This is a genomic window from Pontibacter kalidii (assembly GCF_026278245.1).
In the GTDB taxonomy this organism is placed as follows: domain Bacteria; phylum Bacteroidota; class Bacteroidia; order Cytophagales; family Hymenobacteraceae; genus Pontibacter; species Pontibacter kalidii.
Window position 1 is genome coordinate 3,428,227 of sequence record NZ_CP111079.1, and the last position, 15,564, is coordinate 3,443,790.

Here is a 15,564-nt window from a genome sequence, read left to right on the forward strand (position 1 = left end):
CCTTTGAAGGGCAGGGGGATGTTAATCGACTGCCGGACAATTCCCCTCCTCGGAGGGGTAGGGGTGGGTTCATACTTCTCGCGCGGACAGGTCGCGACCTGTCCGCGCGAGAACAGCGCCTATGAAACTTATACTTTGACAGCAGTAATTTCAGACTCCCCTCCTTGGCTAAGGAGGGGTAGGGGTGGCTGGAACAAGTACTGCCCCCCCTCCCCTGTTCTTAGGGTTGGGGAGGGGTTACTTGGCGTACGTGATACGGTAGATAGCCCCCTGCTTATCGTCCGACACCAGCAGCGAGCCGTCTTTCATCACCAGCACATCCACCGGGCGCCCCCAATCGTCTTCGCCTTCCAGCCAGCCCTCGGCAAAGGGCTCGTAGCCGGTTACGTTGCCGCTGCCATCCATCACAGCCTGCATCACACGGTAGCCTATTTTCTGGGAGCGGTTCCAGGAGCCGTGCTCGGCTATAAAAATGCGGTTCTTATACTCGGCCGGAAACATGCTGCCGGTGTAGAATTTCATGCCCAGCGCCGCGCCATGCGGGCTCAGGTTCTGCACGGGTGCCACGAAATCGGCGCAGTTGCCCTGGCTGCCGAAATCAGGGTCGGATATTTTGCCGGCGTGGCAGTAGGGGTAGCCAAAGTGCTGGCCTTTTTCGGTGGCGCGGTTCAGCTCGTCGGGTGGTAGGTTATCGCCCATCATGTCGCGGCCGTTGTCAGTAAAGTATAAATGCCTGGTTTGCGGGTGCCAGTCGAAGCCCACGGTGTTGCGCACACCCTCAGCATATACTTCCAGTCCGGAGCCGTCGGGGTTCATGCGCGCGATGGAGGCATAGATCGGCTTTTCGGACTTGCAGATGTTGCAGGGCGCACCCACCGGCACGTACAGCTTATCATCCGGGCCAAAAGCAATGTACTTCCAGCCGTGGTGCGTGTCGGACGGGAACGCATCGTTCACCACTTCATACTTTGGCTTGTCGCGGAAGGTCTGCTCAATGTTCGGGAATTTGATCACGCGGCTAACCTCGGCCACATACAGCTCCCCGTTGCGGAGTGCCACCCCGTTGGGCATGTTCAGCCCCGACGCCACCACCACGACCTCGTCCGCCTTGCCGTCCTTGTTCTCGTCCACCACCGCGTATACTTTGTCATCGCCGCGCGTGCCCACAAACAGTATCCCCGACTCGCTCATCACCATGGAGCGGGCATTATCCACATCCTTGGCGTAATAATCGATCCGGAAACCCTCGGGCAGCTTAATGCGCTCCAGGTCTTTGTCGATAGGTCCGGTAGGCAGGCTTATACCGCCACCCTCATCCTCGGCTTGCTCGTTTTCGGTTGGCCCTGTTTTGGTGGTGTCGTTGTTTCCGCTGTCGGAATCGCAGCCCATACTTACAGCACTCAGGGCGATGCCCAGGCAGAACAGGCGTAGTGTTTTTTTCATGTGTCGCAGGTTTTATTTGAAGGATTTGCAAGCTGTGGCACAGGCCAGGCAACTTATACGGTACGTATACTCCTGTAAAGGCACAATGTTTAAGCAACAGGCAGGGCAGGTAAATGGCAAAGGATAAAATATTTTTGGGGATGGTAGCAGGAGCTTTAGTTGTAGCCACACCAGCCGCAGCGCAGGACCCGGATACGCTGGCTGTGCAGCGGCAGGAGTTCAACCAGCAGGCAGGCGCCGAAAGTGTGGAGGTACTGGCGCTGCTGCTGCACCAGGCGCTGCAGGAAAACAACTTTGAGCTGCTGCGCCAGCACCTGGCTGATAAGCGGGTATATGACAAAATGATGCAGCTCGGCACCGCCACAGTGCGGGAGTCGCTCCTGCTCTACTCCCCCACCGATATGCTCCTGGATTTCCAGAAGGATTTCGGGCAGGTGATACAGAATGGCGCGACGCTGGAGGTGGACTGGCCGACAACCTCCATCAAAGAAACCATCGTCGCCGATACTCCCCCTACCCGCAACGCAATCATTTTTCCGGCGCAGCTGCACCTGAACTCAGGTTCGGGCCTGCCGTTCCAGGTGCATTTTACCACCGCCCGCCTCGACGGCCGCTATTATTTGCTGCCACCACTACGCCTCTCAGAAGAGCTTTAACCTGAGACAGGCGGCAGGAAAAGCGCTGAAGACCTGCAAGTACAGTATCAACCCTTAGTCCGGATCTGAGGTGCGCTTTTTGTGCAGCAGCTCCGCCACCTCCTGCAGCAGGTGCGAGTGGCCGGTTTTAAGGATCACCAGTTCGCCATCGTGCAGGGCTTCCATAAACACGGCCACCCGCTTCGGCGAGATGATCTCGTCATACTCCCCCAGGAACATGGTAACGGGCACTTTATTCCTGTTCAGCAGCTGCACGATTCTGCGGATGTCGAAGTTAAGGTCGCGGAAGCCGATCCAGCTGCGGTACACGCGCAGGCGCTTAGGGGTGCTGTCCATCTGGTAATGCGCGAAGCGGAGCAGGCTTTTGTGCACCAGGTTGTAGCGGTGCAGCATCCGCAGCATCTTAAAAAAGAACTCCGGCTTTACTACGGTGCGCTTAAAGAGCTGCTGCAGCCAGCCAGGATAGGTGGCAATATTATACCAGAAGCTTGTTTTGATGCCATCCGGCGCGATGAGGAAAAGCTCCCGGATGCGCTGCGGCATGCACTCCACCAGTGTAAGGGCAAACTTGCCGCCCATGCTGAAGCCCATCAGCGAAAACTCCTCTATCCCCTGCTTCTCCAGGAAACGCGCTATAAAATCCTTTAGAAAATCCTTCGTGAGCGGCATGTTGTGCTTGTGCAGGTGGCTGCGCCCATGAAAGAACAGGTCGAAAGCGTAAATCGTGTAATCCCCCCCCAGCGCCTTCTCCATCGGCAGGTAATAGCCGCTGCTCTGCCCATAGCCATGAAAGGCCAGCATCACGCGGCGCCCGTGCCCGATCACACGGTAATGCAGCTTCGATTTATCCTGGATGAGGTAAGGCAATTTGAGTTAGAGAGTTAGAGAGTTTGGGAGTTAGAAAGTTGGGAGTCAAAGTATAAGATGCCCCTCATTTAAAGTATAAAATACGCAGCGTAAATAAGGAAGTATAAACCGTAAAATGTGGCGAAGTATAATCTACGTTTTTCTTCACTTTTTAACTCTCTAACTCCTAAACTCTCTAACTCCTAAACTCTCTAACTCCCCAACTCCCTACAGTTTCGACACGCCACCGGACACGATAAACTTCATCACTTCGGAGCTGGGCAGGTCGAGGTAGGTGACGTTGCGCTTGGGCACCAGGAACAACTCGCCGGAGAAGTTGTAGGAGTGCGGAAAGTATACGGCTACTTTATCTTCCACATTAAGCTGCAGCAGCACATCCTGGGTTACGAAACCGAGTTTGTGGTTTTCGGAGTCTTCGGTCATCTTCACCATCACGGGGCGGTTAAACTTCTGGTTATCGCCCACAAAGGCATCGAAGAGGTCTTTTATACTGGAGTAGATGATGCTTACCAGCGGCACCTTGTGCACCAGCGTCTCCACTGCCACCAGGAAAGGCCTTACAAAAAACGACGACCCGATAAAGCCCACTACCGTCAGCAGCACCACCATCAGCAGGATGCCCAGGCCCGGTATGCCCAGGTCGAAAATACTATTCAGCCAATCTATAATCCCGACCACAATGAACACGGTGATGGCAATGGGGGCGATAATCAGCAGGCCATTTAAGAAATAGCGAAAAAGGGTTCTCATGTTGTTCTATGCATAAAAAAAGGCTTTGCCGAAGCAAAGCCTAAATTAGCAAAAAGCTTTTATAGTGAATTGCTAATATTTATACCTGCTCTGCCTCAAAGGTGCTTATACTGGCTGCCACCTGCTCCATCAGCCACATGGGCGTGGAGGTAGCCCCGCAAATACCTACGCTACCTGCTGCGTCAAACCACTCGCGCTGCAGTTCCTCCTCATTCTCGACAAAGTAGCTGTTGGGGTTATGCTGCTTACATACGCTATATAGCGCCTTTCCGTTGGAGCTTTTCTTGCCGCTCACGAATACGATTACGTCGTGCTCGGTAGAGAACCTGGCCAGTTGCGGCTCCCGGTTCGACACCTGGCGGCAAATGCTGTCGTTGGCATCAAAAGCTGGCACAACGGTGCTGTCTTGGTTAGCCTGCTGCAGGCGCTCCTCTATCAGCGATTTAATATGGTAAAAGCCTTTGGTGCTCTTGGTGGTTTGGCTGAAGAGTGTTACCGGGCGCGTGAAGTCGATCTTCTCCAGGTCCTCCTCCGTGGTTACGATAATGGCCTCGTCGCGGGTCTGGCCGGCCAGGCCGATCACCTCGGCGTGGCCCACCTGGCCGTAGATCACCACCTGCGCATCGCTGGGCTTGCCGGCGTCGAAGGCGTGTTTCACGCGGTTCTGCAGTTTCAGCACCACCGGGCAGGAGGCATCGATCAGCTCGATGTTATTCTCCAGTGCCAGTTTGTAGGTCTCCGGCGGCTCGCCGTGGGCACGGATCAGCACCTTGCAGTCGCGCAGCTCTTTCAGCTGGTCGCGGTCTATGATCCGAAGCCCTTTTTGGTAGAGGCGCTGCACCTCCATGCTGTTATGCACAATATCGCCGAGACAGTACAATTCCTCGCAGGTCTCCATTTCATCCTCGGCCATCTGTATGGCGAACTCTACGCCAAAGCAGTAGCCGGAATTCTTGTCTATGGTTACGTTCATTTCTCTACCTTCAGTTTTGTTGCGCAGCATACTCGTTTCGGAGCAGTTGCGCCGTTGCATGTTCCATTACAAACTCCACCTGCTCATCTATCGTCATGTGCGAGGTGTCGAGCAGGTGCGCGTCCTCTGCCTGGCGAAGCGGGCTCTCAGTGCGTGTCGAGTCGATGTGGTCGCGCTTCAGTAGGTTCTCGCGTATCTCGTCGAAGTTCACCAGCTGCTTCTTGGCCAGCAGTTCGTCCTGGCGGCGCTTGGTGCGGGTTTCCACGTCAGCGGTCATAAAGATCTTCACCTCCGCGTCCGGGAAAACGGCCGTGCCGATATCGCGGCCATCCATCACCACCCCGCGCTTGCGCCCCATCCGCTGCTGCTGGGCCACCATGGCGCGGCGCACCTCCGGTATCACGCTCACCTCGCTCACCATGTTGGAGATATACATCTTACGGATCTCATCTTCAACATTCAGGCCATTCAGGTATATTTCGTTGCGTTTTGTCTTTGGGTTGTAATGAAATTCAATTTCGATGTTATGGAGCGCCTCCTTTATCTCCTTCGGGTTGGTAAGTGAAATATGATGGTTCAGGAAGTATAGTGTAACCGCTCGGTACATGGCTCCGGTATCTATGTAAGCATAGCCAAGTTCGGCGGCTACAAGTTTGGCCGTGGTGCTTTTGCCGCATGAGGAGTATCCGTCGAGCGCGATTACTATTTTCTTCATAACAGGGAAATCAAAAAGGGGGATTAGTTGGAGTCGCAGGGGCAGGGCACGTTGCCGCTCTTGCTTTTCTTCAGGTATTTAGCCGTTTTTTTCTGCTGCGGGGTTTTGCCGGAGCAACCCGCCAGCGTACCGGTGGCCAGGAAGCCCGCTAAAACGATGTATGAAATTAACTTTCTCAAAGCAACTGAATTTGATGCAAATATAAGGTAATTTGCCGGTTTAAGCCCACCTACCGACGGGCAATTTTAAGTTCTAAACGATACAACCCATGCAAACCCACCATACTGTTTCCGGACACATCATCGACATCCATCACCAGGAGATTTACCAAGGCACGGTTCATGTGTCAAACGGCCGCATTTCTAAAATAGTTCGTGAGGCTACCGACAGCACGAATTACATTTTGCCGGGATTTGTGGATGCCCACGTGCATGTAGAGAGCTCTATGCTGGTACCCTGCGAGTTTGCCCGGCTGGCCGTGCCCCACGGCACCGTGGCCACCGTGTCGGACCCGCACGAGATTGGTAACGTACTGGGTATAAAAGGCGTGGAGTACATGGTGGAGAACGGAAAAAAAGTACCATTTAAGTTTTACTTCGGCGCTCCGTCCTGTGTTCCGGCCACGCCCTTCGAGACCGCCGGCGCAGAGATAACGGCCGCCGACATCGAGAAATTATTCCAGCGCGAGGAGATCAAGTACCTGGCTGAGATGATGAACTGGCCCGGCGTGCTCAGCCGCGACCCGCAGGTGATGGAGAAGATCGACCTGGCCAAAAAGTATGGCAAAGCCGTGGATGGCCACGCCCCCGGGCTCATGGGCGAGCAGGCAAAACTCTATGCCTCCGCCGGCATCACCACCGACCACGAGTGCTTTACCGCTGAGGAGGCCCTGGACAAACTGGCCGTGGGCATGAAGATCCTGATACGCGAGGGCAGTGCCGCCAAGAACTTTGAGGCGCTCATACCTTTGCTGCCGGAGCACTACCCCAACATCATGTTCTGCTCTGACGACAAGCACCCCGACAACCTGGTAGAGGGCCATATTAACCTGCTGGTGAAGCGTGCGCTGGCCAAGGGCAACGACTTGTTCCATGTGCTGCAGGCGGCTTGCGTTAACCCGGTGGAGCATTACAAGCTGGAAGTAGGCTTGCTGCGCGAGGGCGATGCGGCCGACTTTATACTTATCGACAACCCGGAAAGCTTCAACGTGCTGGCCACTTACATTAATGGCGAACTGGTGGCAGAGAGTGGTAGATCAAAAATACCGTTTACGCCGAGCGAGGAAATCAACAACTTTGATACCGACGTGAAGGTAGCACAGCAGTTTGAGGTACCGGTGGGCGATGCGGACAGAATCCGCGTAATTGAGGCCTTTGACGGGCAGCTGATCACCAAGCAAGTATGGGCAACGCCGCGCGTAGAGAACGGTTTTATACTTTCGGATGTGGCGCAGGACGTGCTCAAGATCGCCGTCGTGAACCGCTACCAGAACACGATCCCGGCCGTGGCCTTTATCAAAAATGTGGGCTTAAAAGAGGGCGCCATCGCTTCCTCCGTTGGCCACGACTCGCATAACATTATTGCCGTGGGGGTGGATGATGAAAGTATGGCCCGGGCCGTGAACCTGATCATCGGGGCGAAAGGCGGCGTGGCTGCCGTGGGCATGGGCAAAGAGCAACTGCTGCCACTGCCGGTGGCTGGCATCATGTCGGCCAAAGATGGGTATGAAGTAGCGGAGGCCTACGCGGCCATAGACCGCATGAGCAAGGAGATGGGCAGCACGCTGGCCTCGCCCTTCATGACCCTCTCGTTCATGGCGCTGCTCGTTATCCCCTCGCTCAAGCTCAGCGATCAGGGGCTTTTCAACGGCGATACCTTCCAATTCGTGCCGGTGGCTGAAAAGTTAGAGGGTTAGAGAGTTAGGGGGTTTAGGAGTTAGAGGGTTGTAAAGTAGTATGCCCTCGCTCGCCTCTGCCGGATGTGCGGCAGCCGGTAGCGTTCCGCTATAAGTATAAGTATAAGTATAAGTATAAGTATAAATATAAACCCAAGTCGCAATTAACCACCCCTGCCCTGAAGGGAGCTATCAGGGGGATTCCGGGCGGAAGACTATCTGCCAAAGACAGAGTATAAAACTACATCTGCCCCTCTGCTTCACCCCACCCCAGCCCTCCCCTAAGAACAGGGGAGGGAGCTCTGCTATTTCTGTTGTCATCTCGAGCAGGGCGAGAGATCTATCTGGAAAATCTAAAGAGATCTCTCCCCAAGGACGCGATGACAGCAATAGCAGGAGCTATCGAAATGCTACCCCAGTCCTTGGGTTGAGCGCCTTCTAGATTTCCGGTGACGAGCGCAAGCGAGGCATTGCGACGTAGGAGCAAAGGGAATGTAGACAGTGCGATGCCCAAGGACGAGCCCTCCCGGGCTAGAGGGAGCCAAAGCAGGAAATGCAACGATACGTTTGTGGGAACTACAGGATCAGCGGTAGCTAGCAAGGATAGCTTGTGTCAAGTTGTAGAAAGCAGGGGCTATGGAAGTATAAAGTATGGCTCAGCAAGCCAGGCGGGTTGACAATCCAACGAATAAATAGACACGGGCTGCAAGCCCGCGCCAGCGGAAGGATGAGCAAAGTACAACTTAAGTGTAAAGTATAGTCAAGTATAAGTATGGCTTTTCAAGCCAGCCGGGTTGCAAACCCGACGCCATAATAGGACACAAGTCTGAAGACTTGCGCCAGATGAAAAGGCTTGGGACCAGGGATAAGTTTATATTTCCGCAAACATCGCAACGTAAGGTATAAAGTATAAAAAAGGCGGGCACTCCCATGGGAGTGCCCGCCTTTTTTATACTTTATACTTGGTTAAGCTTCCTTCTTATTCCTATCAGAATGCTTCTTCAGCAGGTTGTTCACTTTTTCGGCGGTCAGGGGTTTGATGAGGTACTCGGCATTATACTTCTGCGAGTTGGCCGTATCCTGCGGGTGCGTGGAGGTAGTCAGCACCACCATCATAATCCTTTGCCTGAACTCCGGGTTCAGGCGCTCGTAGAGGTCCAGCATCTCGAAACCGTCCATCACCGGCATGTTGATGTCCAGGAAGATCAGTTCGGGCTTGAAGTACTCGTCGCTTTCTTCCTCATAGTTGTTGTTACTCACATTGTACAGGTAATCAAATGCCTGCTTGCCGTTCACAAAAGTACGGATATGCTTTGCAACTTCCATCCTGTCGAGCAGCCGCTGGTTCAGGAAGTTAGTCGTGTCATCGTCATCAATAAGTAAGATTCCTGACAATTTTCTCATAGTATTATAATCACTCGTAAGCGCAGGGGCCAGGATAAGATCCTGGGGTCTATTGCAAATGTATGTAAACTTTAATTATCTGAGCAATTAAAAGCGCGCTATTTATCCAACTCTTTCCTGCTTTACCCCCTGATACTTAAGCAAAAAGCCGACAGCTAAACTATAAGCACTTTAGGTGCCTGTTTGTTTAGCGGCACAGCCGGTAATCCGTGCTCGACGAAAGACTTATACTCTAAAAGGCGCCCGATGTTGCCGTAGTAAAGGGAAAGGCCCGACAAAGTGCCGGGCCTCCGTTATACTTTAGCATGCAATAATTTAGTCGATGTAGCCTTGCTGGCGCATCCAGTCGTCGTTGTAGATCTTGCCCAGGTAGCGGGTGCCGTGGTCTGGCAGCAATACCACCATCACATCTCCCTCTTTCAGGTGCTCCTTGGCATATTCCAGGGCACCGTACACTGCCGATCCGCTCGACCAGCCCACGAACAGGCCTTCCTCACGGGCCAGGCGGCGCGTCATTACGGCGCCATCCTTATCCGTAACTTTGATAAAGGTATCGATCAGGTCGAAGTTCACGTTCTTTGGCAGGATGTCCTCCCCTATACCCTCTGTGGCATAAGCATAGATCTCGTTCTCGTCGAACTCGCCGGTTTCCTTATACTTCTTAAACACCGAGCCATAGGTATCAATGCCCACTGTTACGATGTCCGGGTTTTTCTCCTTCAGGTACTTTGAGGCGCCGGAGATGGTACCTCCCGTGCCCACACCTGCTGCCCAGTGCGTGATTTTGCCCTCGGTCTGCTCCCAGATCTCAGGTCCGGTGGTTTCGTAGTGCGCCACCGTGTTAGACATGTTGTCGTACTGGTTGGGGTAAAAAGAGTTCGGAATCTCCTCGTTCAGGCGCCTGGCCACCGAGTAGTATGAGTCCGGATGATCGGGGGCTACGTTGGTAGGGCAAACTACCACCTCGGCGCCCATGGCGCGCAGCACGTCCATCTTCTCCTTGCTCTGCTTATCGGAAAGCGTAAAAATGCATTTATAGCCTTTGGCAATAGCCGCCAGCGCCAGGCCCATACCGGTGTTTCCCGAGGTGCCCTCAATGATGGTACCTCCTGGCTTCAGGATACCGGCCTTCTCCGCGTCCTCGATCATTCTGATCGCCATGCGGTCCTTAACCGAGTTGCCCGGGTTGGCGTACTCTACCTTAGCGAGCACGGTGCCTTTTATACCGTCTGTTACTTTGTTCAGCTTTACAAGCGGGGTGTTACCGATCGCTTCGGTAATATGATTCAGATATGCCATCTGTTCTGTTTTTTGGATTTAGGTGCAAATATAAAGAAAATAAGCCATACCATTGCCCTGCGCACATAAGGACAGGCGCGGCGGCAGGCTGCGCGACTCCCGAAAAAACACGTTTTCGCGCCGCCGGACATCGCCACCTCATAACCCCGCAGAAGGGTCTGAGGTTCCGGCGCGAGGCCTATATTAGCGGCAACAATTTTTTGCAAGCGCCGCAAAAAAGCCTATTTTTGCACAACCTTATCGTAGTACCGTCTATACACAACCTAAAATAAGATACACATGAGTGTTTTAGTAAATAAAGATTCGAAAGTGATTGTGCAGGGCTTCACCGGCTCGGAGGGCTCTTTCCACGCATCACAGATGATTGAGTACGGCACAAACGTAGTTGGTGGTGTTACCCCGGGCAAAGGCGGCAACAACCACCTGGACCTGCCGGTTTTCAACACAGTGGAAGAGGCTGTAAAGAAGACCGGAGCCGATGTATCTATCATCTTCGTTCCACCGGCTTTTGCTGCCGACGCCATTATGGAGGCTGCCGCTGCCGGTATAAAAGTTATCGTGTGCATTACAGAAGGTATTCCTGTGAAAGACATGGTAGCTGCTAAAAACTACCTGAAAGGTAAAGAGGTGACCCTGATCGGACCTAACTGCCCGGGTGTGATTACGCCAGGCGAAGCGAAGGTTGGTATCATGCCAGGATTCGTGTTTAAGTCAGGCCGTATTGGTATCGTTTCCAAGTCTGGTACACTAACGTATGAGGCCGCTGACCAGATCGTAAAAGCTGGCCTGGGCATTTCTACCGCTATCGGTATCGGTGGTGACCCGATCATCGGAACGCCTACCAAAGACGCTGTAGAGCTGCTGATGAACGACCCGGAGACAGACGCGATCGTGATGATCGGTGAGATTGGCGGTAACTACGAGGCTATGGCTGCCAAGTACATCAGCGAAACCGGTAACAAGAAGCCGGTAGTTGGTTTCATCGCCGGACAGACGGCTCCGGCTGGTCGTCGTATGGGCCATGCGGGTGCCATCGTGGGTGGTGCAGACGATACTGCCGCTGCTAAAATGAAGATCATGCGTGAGAATGGCATTCACGTAGTGGAGTCTCCTGCTGAGATCGGTGACGCAATGGTAAAAGCCCTGCAAGAGGCTGGCATCAACGCTTAGTTATACTTCTGAAAGTATACTTTAAAGTATAAGAACAGGCTGCCCGAAAAGGCAGCCTGTTTTGTTTATGGTTCGGCAGGATTATAAAGTATAAGGGGAGCATGAGGGCACTATAGGGGTGTTTATACTTGCGGAGATTGCGCCTCAACACTGTCTTAGTTAACTTGCTCCCTAGCTTTACACCCCTGTGGTCCCCTCAAGGGGACAATTCTTTTAAATTAGTATCCCAACAGACGCTCGCAGGACCTCCGGACGCTGCGAGGTCTTTTGATTTACTTTCCCCGCCCCACAATCTGATCCATCACCCACGAAGTACGCGCGGCTGAGGCAGCGGAACCGGGGCATTTCCCTTTACCAGTCAGCTCCTCTACAATAGATTGGATAAAAGGCTGCTGCACATGCTGCGGTAACGGAAGCAGAAACTCGTCGGTGCCGGCTGCTGTCTCCAGAAGTATAGGTTCCCGGGCGAATGCCGGAAAGGAGATGCGGCCTGCACTCCCAATTATCTCTATGCGATCGGCCCGCTGCTGTTCGGCCACGCTAAAGCACCACACACCGCTGCCCAGCACCCCGTTTTCGAATCTCAACTGCGCTGTCACCAGGTCCTCTGCCTCGTACAACGCTGCCTGATTAATTGCCTGTCCGGACGCCGAAACGATTGGTCCTAGCATAAAATCAAGGATGTCGAGCTGGTGCGGGGCCAGATCATGGAACAAGCCACCGCCGGAGATCTCCGGCTTTACGCGCCAGGGCGGGTTTTCTTGGTAAAGGTGCGGCTGCAAAGGCTGGTACAGCTTGATGTTTACGAACCGAACCTCTCCTATCGCCTGACGCTCCAGCAGCTCTTTTACCTTTAGGAATGGGGCCTGGCTACGGCGGTAAAAGGCCACGAAAAGCGGCACCTGCGCCTGCTCGCAGGCCGCTATCATCTCCTGGCACTGCGCATGGTTCAGCGCCATGGGCTTCTCTACATACACCGGTTTACCGGCGGCGGCCACCTGCAAAGTATAAGCAGCATGCGAGTCGGGAGGCGTGGCAATGTAGACGGCGTCTACCTCCGCGTCGTGGATAAGATCTTCGGCCTTGTCATACCACTTGGGTACGCCGTGCCGCTCGGCGTAGTCGCGTGCCTTGGCGCCATCGCGGCGCATCACGGCCACCAGTTCGGAATTCTCGATCTTGTTAAAGGCCGGACCGCTTTTCACTTCCGTCACGTCGCCGCAGCCGATAATTCCCCAGCGTACTTTTTTCATAGTTCTATACTTTTAGGCTCTGTGATGTTAACACCGCGCTGTGCCAATAGCTTGGTTTCTTGAATTTCGGACAGGCCGCGACCTGTCCCTACAAACTTTACTTTATCGCCACCACCTTCGCCTTCTCGCGGTTTTTTATACTTTCCGGGATGCAGTCAAGGATCTCCTTCCGTAGCGCCTCGATCAGTTTTTTCTTCAGGAAGCTGCGGTGCACCACCAGGCTCACTTCACGCAGCGGCTGCGGCTCCTCAAAGGCGCGCACCAGCTTCTGCTTCTCCTCCGGCATCTCCAGCACCGACAGCTCCGGCAATAGCGTCAGGCCGTGCTGCGTCTCCACGATGCGTTTCAGTGTCTCCAGTGAGCCGCTCTTGTAGTCAAGGTGGCTACCAGGGTCTGCGCTGCCGCCGCGGTTGCAGATATTGAGTACCTGGCTCCGGAAGCAGTGGCCCTCATTCAGCACCCAAAGCGAGCTCAGATCCAGCTCATCGGCGGCAATGCGCGACTGCTGCGCCAGCGGGTGTTTCGGGTTGATGTAAGCCACGAAGGCCTCGTAGAACAGCGGCAGCTCCTTTATGCTTTTCGTTGCCAGCGGCGTTACCAGCAGGCCCACATCCAGCAACTCGTGGTTCAGCTTCTCCACAATCTCGTCGGTGAGCAGCTCCTGCACCACCACGCGCACCTGCGGGTGCTTCTCCAAAAAGCTGGTAATAAAGAGCGGGATCAGGTACGGGGCCAGCGTCGGGATAACGCCGATGCGAAGCTCCCCGCTCAGCTCCAGCTTCTGGTTTTGCACCAGCTCCTGTATCTTTTTGCTCTCGGCCAGCACCACGCGCGCCTGGGCAATAATATCCTTGCCTAGCTCGGTGGGCCGCACCGGCACGCGGCTGCGATCGAACAACTGCACGCCCAGCTCTTCCTCCAGCTTCTGCAGCTGCATGCTTAGCGTGGGCTGGGTTACAAAGCAATGCTCGGCAGCGGTGGCAAAGTGGCGGTGCGTGTCTACGGCCACCAGGTATTCTAATTGTACTAAGGTCATAAGGTACTCAATGCAAAATCCAGCGCCTATACTTTCTACTTCAGGCTACACAAAGCTACATCATAAACTCAATCTATCAAAGTATAAATACAATCGATTTGATATATATAGCCTTTAACAGGACCTTTGTCACAACAAGAACGCAGAATAACAGAAAAAATAAGACATGGAAAAACTTTCGAACATCGGACTACAGAAGAAAGACAGCAAGCAGGTGGCAGAGAAACTGAACGAGCTGCTGGCGAATTACCACCTATACTACCAGAACCTGCGCGGTTTCCACTGGAACATCAAAGGCGTGTACTTCTTCCAGCTGCACGACAAGTTTGAGGAGCTCTACAACACTGCCCTCGGCAGGATAGACGCCATTGCCGAGCGCATCCTGACGATTGGCCAGCAGCCGCTCCATACGTTCTCGGAGTACCTGCGCGTGTCCAGCATACAAGAGGCCGCCAACCTGAGCGACGGCAAAGAAACCGTTCAGGTCACGCACCAGAACCTGAGCACCCTACTCGACCTGGAGCGCGAGATCCTGACGCTAGCCGCCGAGACAGGCGATGAGGGCACCGTGAGCCTCATCAGCGAGGACATCCACGAAAACGAAAAAACCCTCTGGATGCTGAGCGCCTTCCTGAGCTAACAACCTGACAAAGGACATAAGATTTCATCAAAGTATAAGCTGCACTGGCAGCTATACATTAACTCATACATAATTCACCCTTTATACTTTAAAAATGACTCAAAATAGAATTTTATCCGTTGGTTCGGTTTTCCCGGAGTTTAAAAAGCAGGCTGTTGTATCCATAGAGAAAGGCAAGGAGTTTTTCGAGATCTCCAGCGAAACCCACCGCCACAACGAGCAGTGGATGGTGATGTTCTGGTGGCCGAAGGATTTCACGTTTGTATGTCCCACTGAGATCGCCGAGTTCAACAAGAACTACGATGAGTTCCGCGACCGTGACGCCATCCTGATCGGTGCCTCTACCGACTCGGAGTTTGTGCACGCCGCCTGGCGCCGCGACCACGAAGACCTGCGCAACCTGCGCTTCCCGATGCTGGCCGACACGTCAAAGTCGCTGGCGGAGGAGCTGGGCATTCTGCAGGCCGAGGAGAAAGTGGCTTACCGCGCCACCTACATCGTGGACCCGCAGGGCATCATCCGCTGGGTGAGCCTGAACGATTTGAACGTGGGCCGTAACGTGGCCGAGGTGCTGCGCGTGCTGGACGCCCTGCAGACCGATGAGCTATGCCCTTGCAACTGGCAGAAAGGCGAGGAAACCATCGAAGCCTAATCTTCACGCGCCCTAGGCGCACTTTTCATATAGTTTATTTAGACTGATGTATGGCGCGGCGGCCGGAATGATCTCCTGTTGCCTGGCCGCCCGCTGCCATACTTGTAATTAGTTTTGAATCCAACCAAACTGTAATCACCCTTATCATGCTGACTGCAACACAAGAAACCAAGATAGATTTACTAAAAGACCTGGGCCTGCCAGAGGAGAGCACCTTCGCTGCCCTGGAAAAACTGACCGAAACCGAGTCGCGCTACCTCCGCGACCTGCGCGTGAACCTGAAAAGCGCCCTGGGCGGCGAAGCCCTAAGTACTAAAGAGGCTTATTTGCTGGCCCTAGCTGCTGCGGCCAACGAAGAAAATGATGTGCTGGCAAAGGCTTTTGAGGAGAAGGCACTGGAGAACGGTGCCGAGCAAGGCGAGGTAGCCGAGGCCATTGCCTGCGCTTCCCTGCTGGCCACCAACAATATCCTCTACCGCTTCCGCCACTTCGCCGGCAAGGAGGAATATGAGCAGCAACCTGCCCGCATTAAAATGAACATCATGATGAAGCCGGTGCTAGGCAAGGAGTTCTTCGAGCTGATGAGCTTGGCCATCTCGGCCATCAACGGCTGCGAGCGCTGCGTTACTTCCCACGAGGCCTCTGTGATGCAATTGGGTACCACCGAGCCGCGCATTTTCGATGCCATCCGTGTAGCTGCCGTGGTGGTGGGCCTGAGCAAGATTATCAAATAATATCCCTAAAGCTAAGTTAAGTATAAAGCCCCTGCAGTTTCTGCAGGGGCTTTATACTTTATGCAAGTATGGAGGGAC

Annotated in this window: 15 protein-coding genes and 1 pseudogene; 6 read left to right on the plus strand and 10 right to left on the minus strand. The window is 53.9% G+C overall.

Annotated elements, in window-relative coordinates; genetic code table 11:
* Nucleotides 1–237 precede the first annotated feature (237 nt).
* The gene (locus OH144_RS14260) at nt 238–1,443 is read right to left on the minus strand and encodes a PQQ-dependent sugar dehydrogenase (protein WP_266202929.1); all 1,206 of its coding nucleotides are present in this window, start codon (nt 1,441–1,443) and stop codon (nt 238–240) included.
* A gap of 140 nt (nt 1,444–1,583) precedes the next feature.
* Here OH144_RS14260 and OH144_RS14265 point away from each other — a divergent pair, with 140 nt between their 5' ends.
* The gene (locus OH144_RS14265) at nt 1,584–2,099 is read left to right on the plus strand and encodes a hypothetical protein (RefSeq protein WP_266202930.1); all 516 of its coding nucleotides are present in this window, start codon (nt 1,584–1,586) and stop codon (nt 2,097–2,099) included.
* Between the two features lie 54 nt (nt 2,100–2,153).
* On the opposite strand, the gene OH144_RS14270 is transcribed toward OH144_RS14265, so the two are convergent.
* The 5 genes from OH144_RS14270 to OH144_RS14290 all read right to left on the minus strand — a co-directional run bounded on the left by OH144_RS14270 (nt 2,154) and on the right by OH144_RS14290 (nt 5,583).
* The gene (locus OH144_RS14270) at nt 2,154–2,966 is read right to left on the minus strand and encodes an alpha/beta fold hydrolase (RefSeq protein ID WP_266202931.1); all 813 of its coding nucleotides are present in this window, start codon (nt 2,964–2,966) and stop codon (nt 2,154–2,156) included.
* 207 nt (nt 2,967–3,173) lie between these two features.
* Nucleotides 3,174–3,716, minus strand: a complete 543-nt coding sequence (locus OH144_RS14275) for a DUF502 domain-containing protein (RefSeq protein WP_266202932.1) — start codon at nt 3,714–3,716, stop codon at nt 3,174–3,176.
* A 79-nt stretch (nt 3,717–3,795) separates the two neighbouring features.
* On the minus strand, nt 3,796–4,689 hold the full coding sequence (locus OH144_RS14280; RefSeq protein WP_266202933.1) for a 4-hydroxy-3-methylbut-2-enyl diphosphate reductase: 894 nt from the start codon (nt 4,687–4,689) through the stop codon (nt 3,796–3,798).
* Between the two features lie 10 nt (nt 4,690–4,699).
* The gene (cmk, locus tag OH144_RS14285) at nt 4,700–5,404 is read right to left on the minus strand and encodes a (d)CMP kinase (protein ID WP_266202934.1); all 705 of its coding nucleotides are present in this window, start codon (nt 5,402–5,404) and stop codon (nt 4,700–4,702) included.
* Nucleotides 5,405–5,427: 23 nt separating this feature from the next.
* Nucleotides 5,428–5,583: a hypothetical protein gene (locus OH144_RS14290; RefSeq protein WP_266202935.1), complete on the minus strand. Its 156-nt coding sequence runs from the start codon at nt 5,581–5,583 to the stop codon at nt 5,428–5,430.
* Between the two features lie 89 nt (nt 5,584–5,672).
* On the opposite strand from OH144_RS14290, the gene ade reads away from it, so the two are divergent.
* Nucleotides 5,673–7,319, plus strand: coding sequence for an adenine deaminase (gene ade, locus OH144_RS14295; RefSeq protein WP_266202936.1), 1,647 nt, complete (start codon nt 5,673–5,675; stop codon nt 7,317–7,319).
* A 945-nt stretch (nt 7,320–8,264) separates the two neighbouring features.
* Here ade and OH144_RS14300 read toward each other — a convergent pair.
* Nucleotides 8,265–8,702 (minus strand): response regulator, encoded by a 438-nt coding sequence (locus OH144_RS14300; protein WP_266202937.1) that lies wholly within the window; start codon nt 8,700–8,702, stop codon nt 8,265–8,267.
* Between the two features lie 318 nt (nt 8,703–9,020).
* Nucleotides 9,021–10,001: pseudogene (locus OH144_RS14305) on the minus strand (PLP-dependent cysteine synthase family protein); the annotation flags it as partial.
* A 279-nt stretch (nt 10,002–10,280) separates the two neighbouring features.
* Between OH144_RS14305 and sucD the strand changes: the two are divergent.
* The gene (gene sucD / locus OH144_RS14310; protein ID WP_266202939.1) at nt 10,281–11,171 is read left to right on the plus strand and encodes a succinate--CoA ligase subunit alpha; all 891 of its coding nucleotides are present in this window, start codon (nt 10,281–10,283) and stop codon (nt 11,169–11,171) included.
* A 272-nt stretch (nt 11,172–11,443) separates the two neighbouring features.
* Here the strand turns inward: sucD and OH144_RS14315 are convergent, their stop codons facing one another.
* Both OH144_RS14315 and OH144_RS14320 read right to left on the minus strand, forming a co-directional pair.
* A complete protein-coding gene (locus tag OH144_RS14315) occupies nt 11,444–12,424 on the minus strand; it encodes a Gfo/Idh/MocA family protein (RefSeq protein WP_266202940.1) in 981 nt (326 codons plus the stop codon).
* Between the two features lie 97 nt (nt 12,425–12,521).
* On the minus strand, nt 12,522–13,460 hold the full coding sequence (locus OH144_RS14320) for a hydrogen peroxide-inducible genes activator (protein ID WP_266202941.1): 939 nt from the start codon (nt 13,458–13,460) through the stop codon (nt 12,522–12,524).
* Between the two features lie 166 nt (nt 13,461–13,626).
* Between OH144_RS14320 and OH144_RS14325 the strand changes: the two genes are divergently transcribed.
* The 3 genes from OH144_RS14325 to OH144_RS14335 all read left to right on the plus strand — a co-directional run bounded on the left by OH144_RS14325 (nt 13,627) and on the right by OH144_RS14335 (nt 15,486).
* Nucleotides 13,627–14,100: a Dps family protein gene (locus tag OH144_RS14325; RefSeq protein WP_266202942.1), complete on the plus strand. Its 474-nt coding sequence runs from the start codon at nt 13,627–13,629 to the stop codon at nt 14,098–14,100.
* A 94-nt stretch (nt 14,101–14,194) separates the two neighbouring features.
* Nucleotides 14,195–14,752: a peroxiredoxin gene (locus OH144_RS14330; protein WP_266202943.1), complete on the plus strand. Its 558-nt coding sequence runs from the start codon at nt 14,195–14,197 to the stop codon at nt 14,750–14,752.
* A 146-nt stretch (nt 14,753–14,898) separates the two neighbouring features.
* A complete protein-coding gene (locus tag OH144_RS14335; RefSeq protein ID WP_266202944.1) occupies nt 14,899–15,486 on the plus strand; it encodes a carboxymuconolactone decarboxylase family protein in 588 nt (195 codons plus the stop codon).
* The last annotated feature ends 78 nt before the right edge of the window (nt 15,487–15,564 follow it).

Bases quoted from the DNA above. Each gene is read 5' to 3' on its own strand.
- OH144_RS14300 (WP_266202937.1), bottom strand. From the start codon at position 8,702: ATGAGAAAATTGTCAGGAATCTTACTTATTGATGACGATGACACGACT.
- OH144_RS14325 (WP_266202942.1), top strand. From the start codon at position 13,627: ATGGAAAAACTTTCGAACATCGGACTACAGAAGAAAGACAGCAAGCAG.
- cmk (WP_266202934.1), bottom strand. From the start codon at position 5,404: ATGAAGAAAATAGTAATCGCGCTCGACGGATACTCCTCATGCGGCAAA.
- OH144_RS14330 (WP_266202943.1), top strand. From the start codon at position 14,195: ATGACTCAAAATAGAATTTTATCCGTTGGTTCGGTTTTCCCGGAGTTT.
- ade (WP_266202936.1), top strand. From the start codon at position 5,673: ATGCAAACCCACCATACTGTTTCCGGACACATCATCGACATCCATCAC.
- OH144_RS14265 (WP_266202930.1), top strand. From the start codon at position 1,584: ATGGTAGCAGGAGCTTTAGTTGTAGCCACACCAGCCGCAGCGCAGGAC.
- OH144_RS14320 (WP_266202941.1), bottom strand. From the start codon at position 13,460: ATGACCTTAGTACAATTAGAATACCTGGTGGCCGTAGACACGCACCGC.
- OH144_RS14275 (WP_266202932.1), bottom strand. From the start codon at position 3,716: ATGAGAACCCTTTTTCGCTATTTCTTAAATGGCCTGCTGATTATCGCC.
- OH144_RS14280 (WP_266202933.1), bottom strand. From the start codon at position 4,689: ATGAACGTAACCATAGACAAGAATTCCGGCTACTGCTTTGGCGTAGAG.
- OH144_RS14260 (WP_266202929.1), bottom strand. From the start codon at position 1,443: ATGAAAAAAACACTACGCCTGTTCTGCCTGGGCATCGCCCTGAGTGCT.
- sucD (WP_266202939.1), top strand. From the start codon at position 10,281: ATGAGTGTTTTAGTAAATAAAGATTCGAAAGTGATTGTGCAGGGCTTC.
- OH144_RS14315 (WP_266202940.1), bottom strand. From the start codon at position 12,424: ATGAAAAAAGTACGCTGGGGAATTATCGGCTGCGGCGACGTGACGGAA.
- OH144_RS14335 (WP_266202944.1), top strand. From the start codon at position 14,899: ATGCTGACTGCAACACAAGAAACCAAGATAGATTTACTAAAAGACCTG.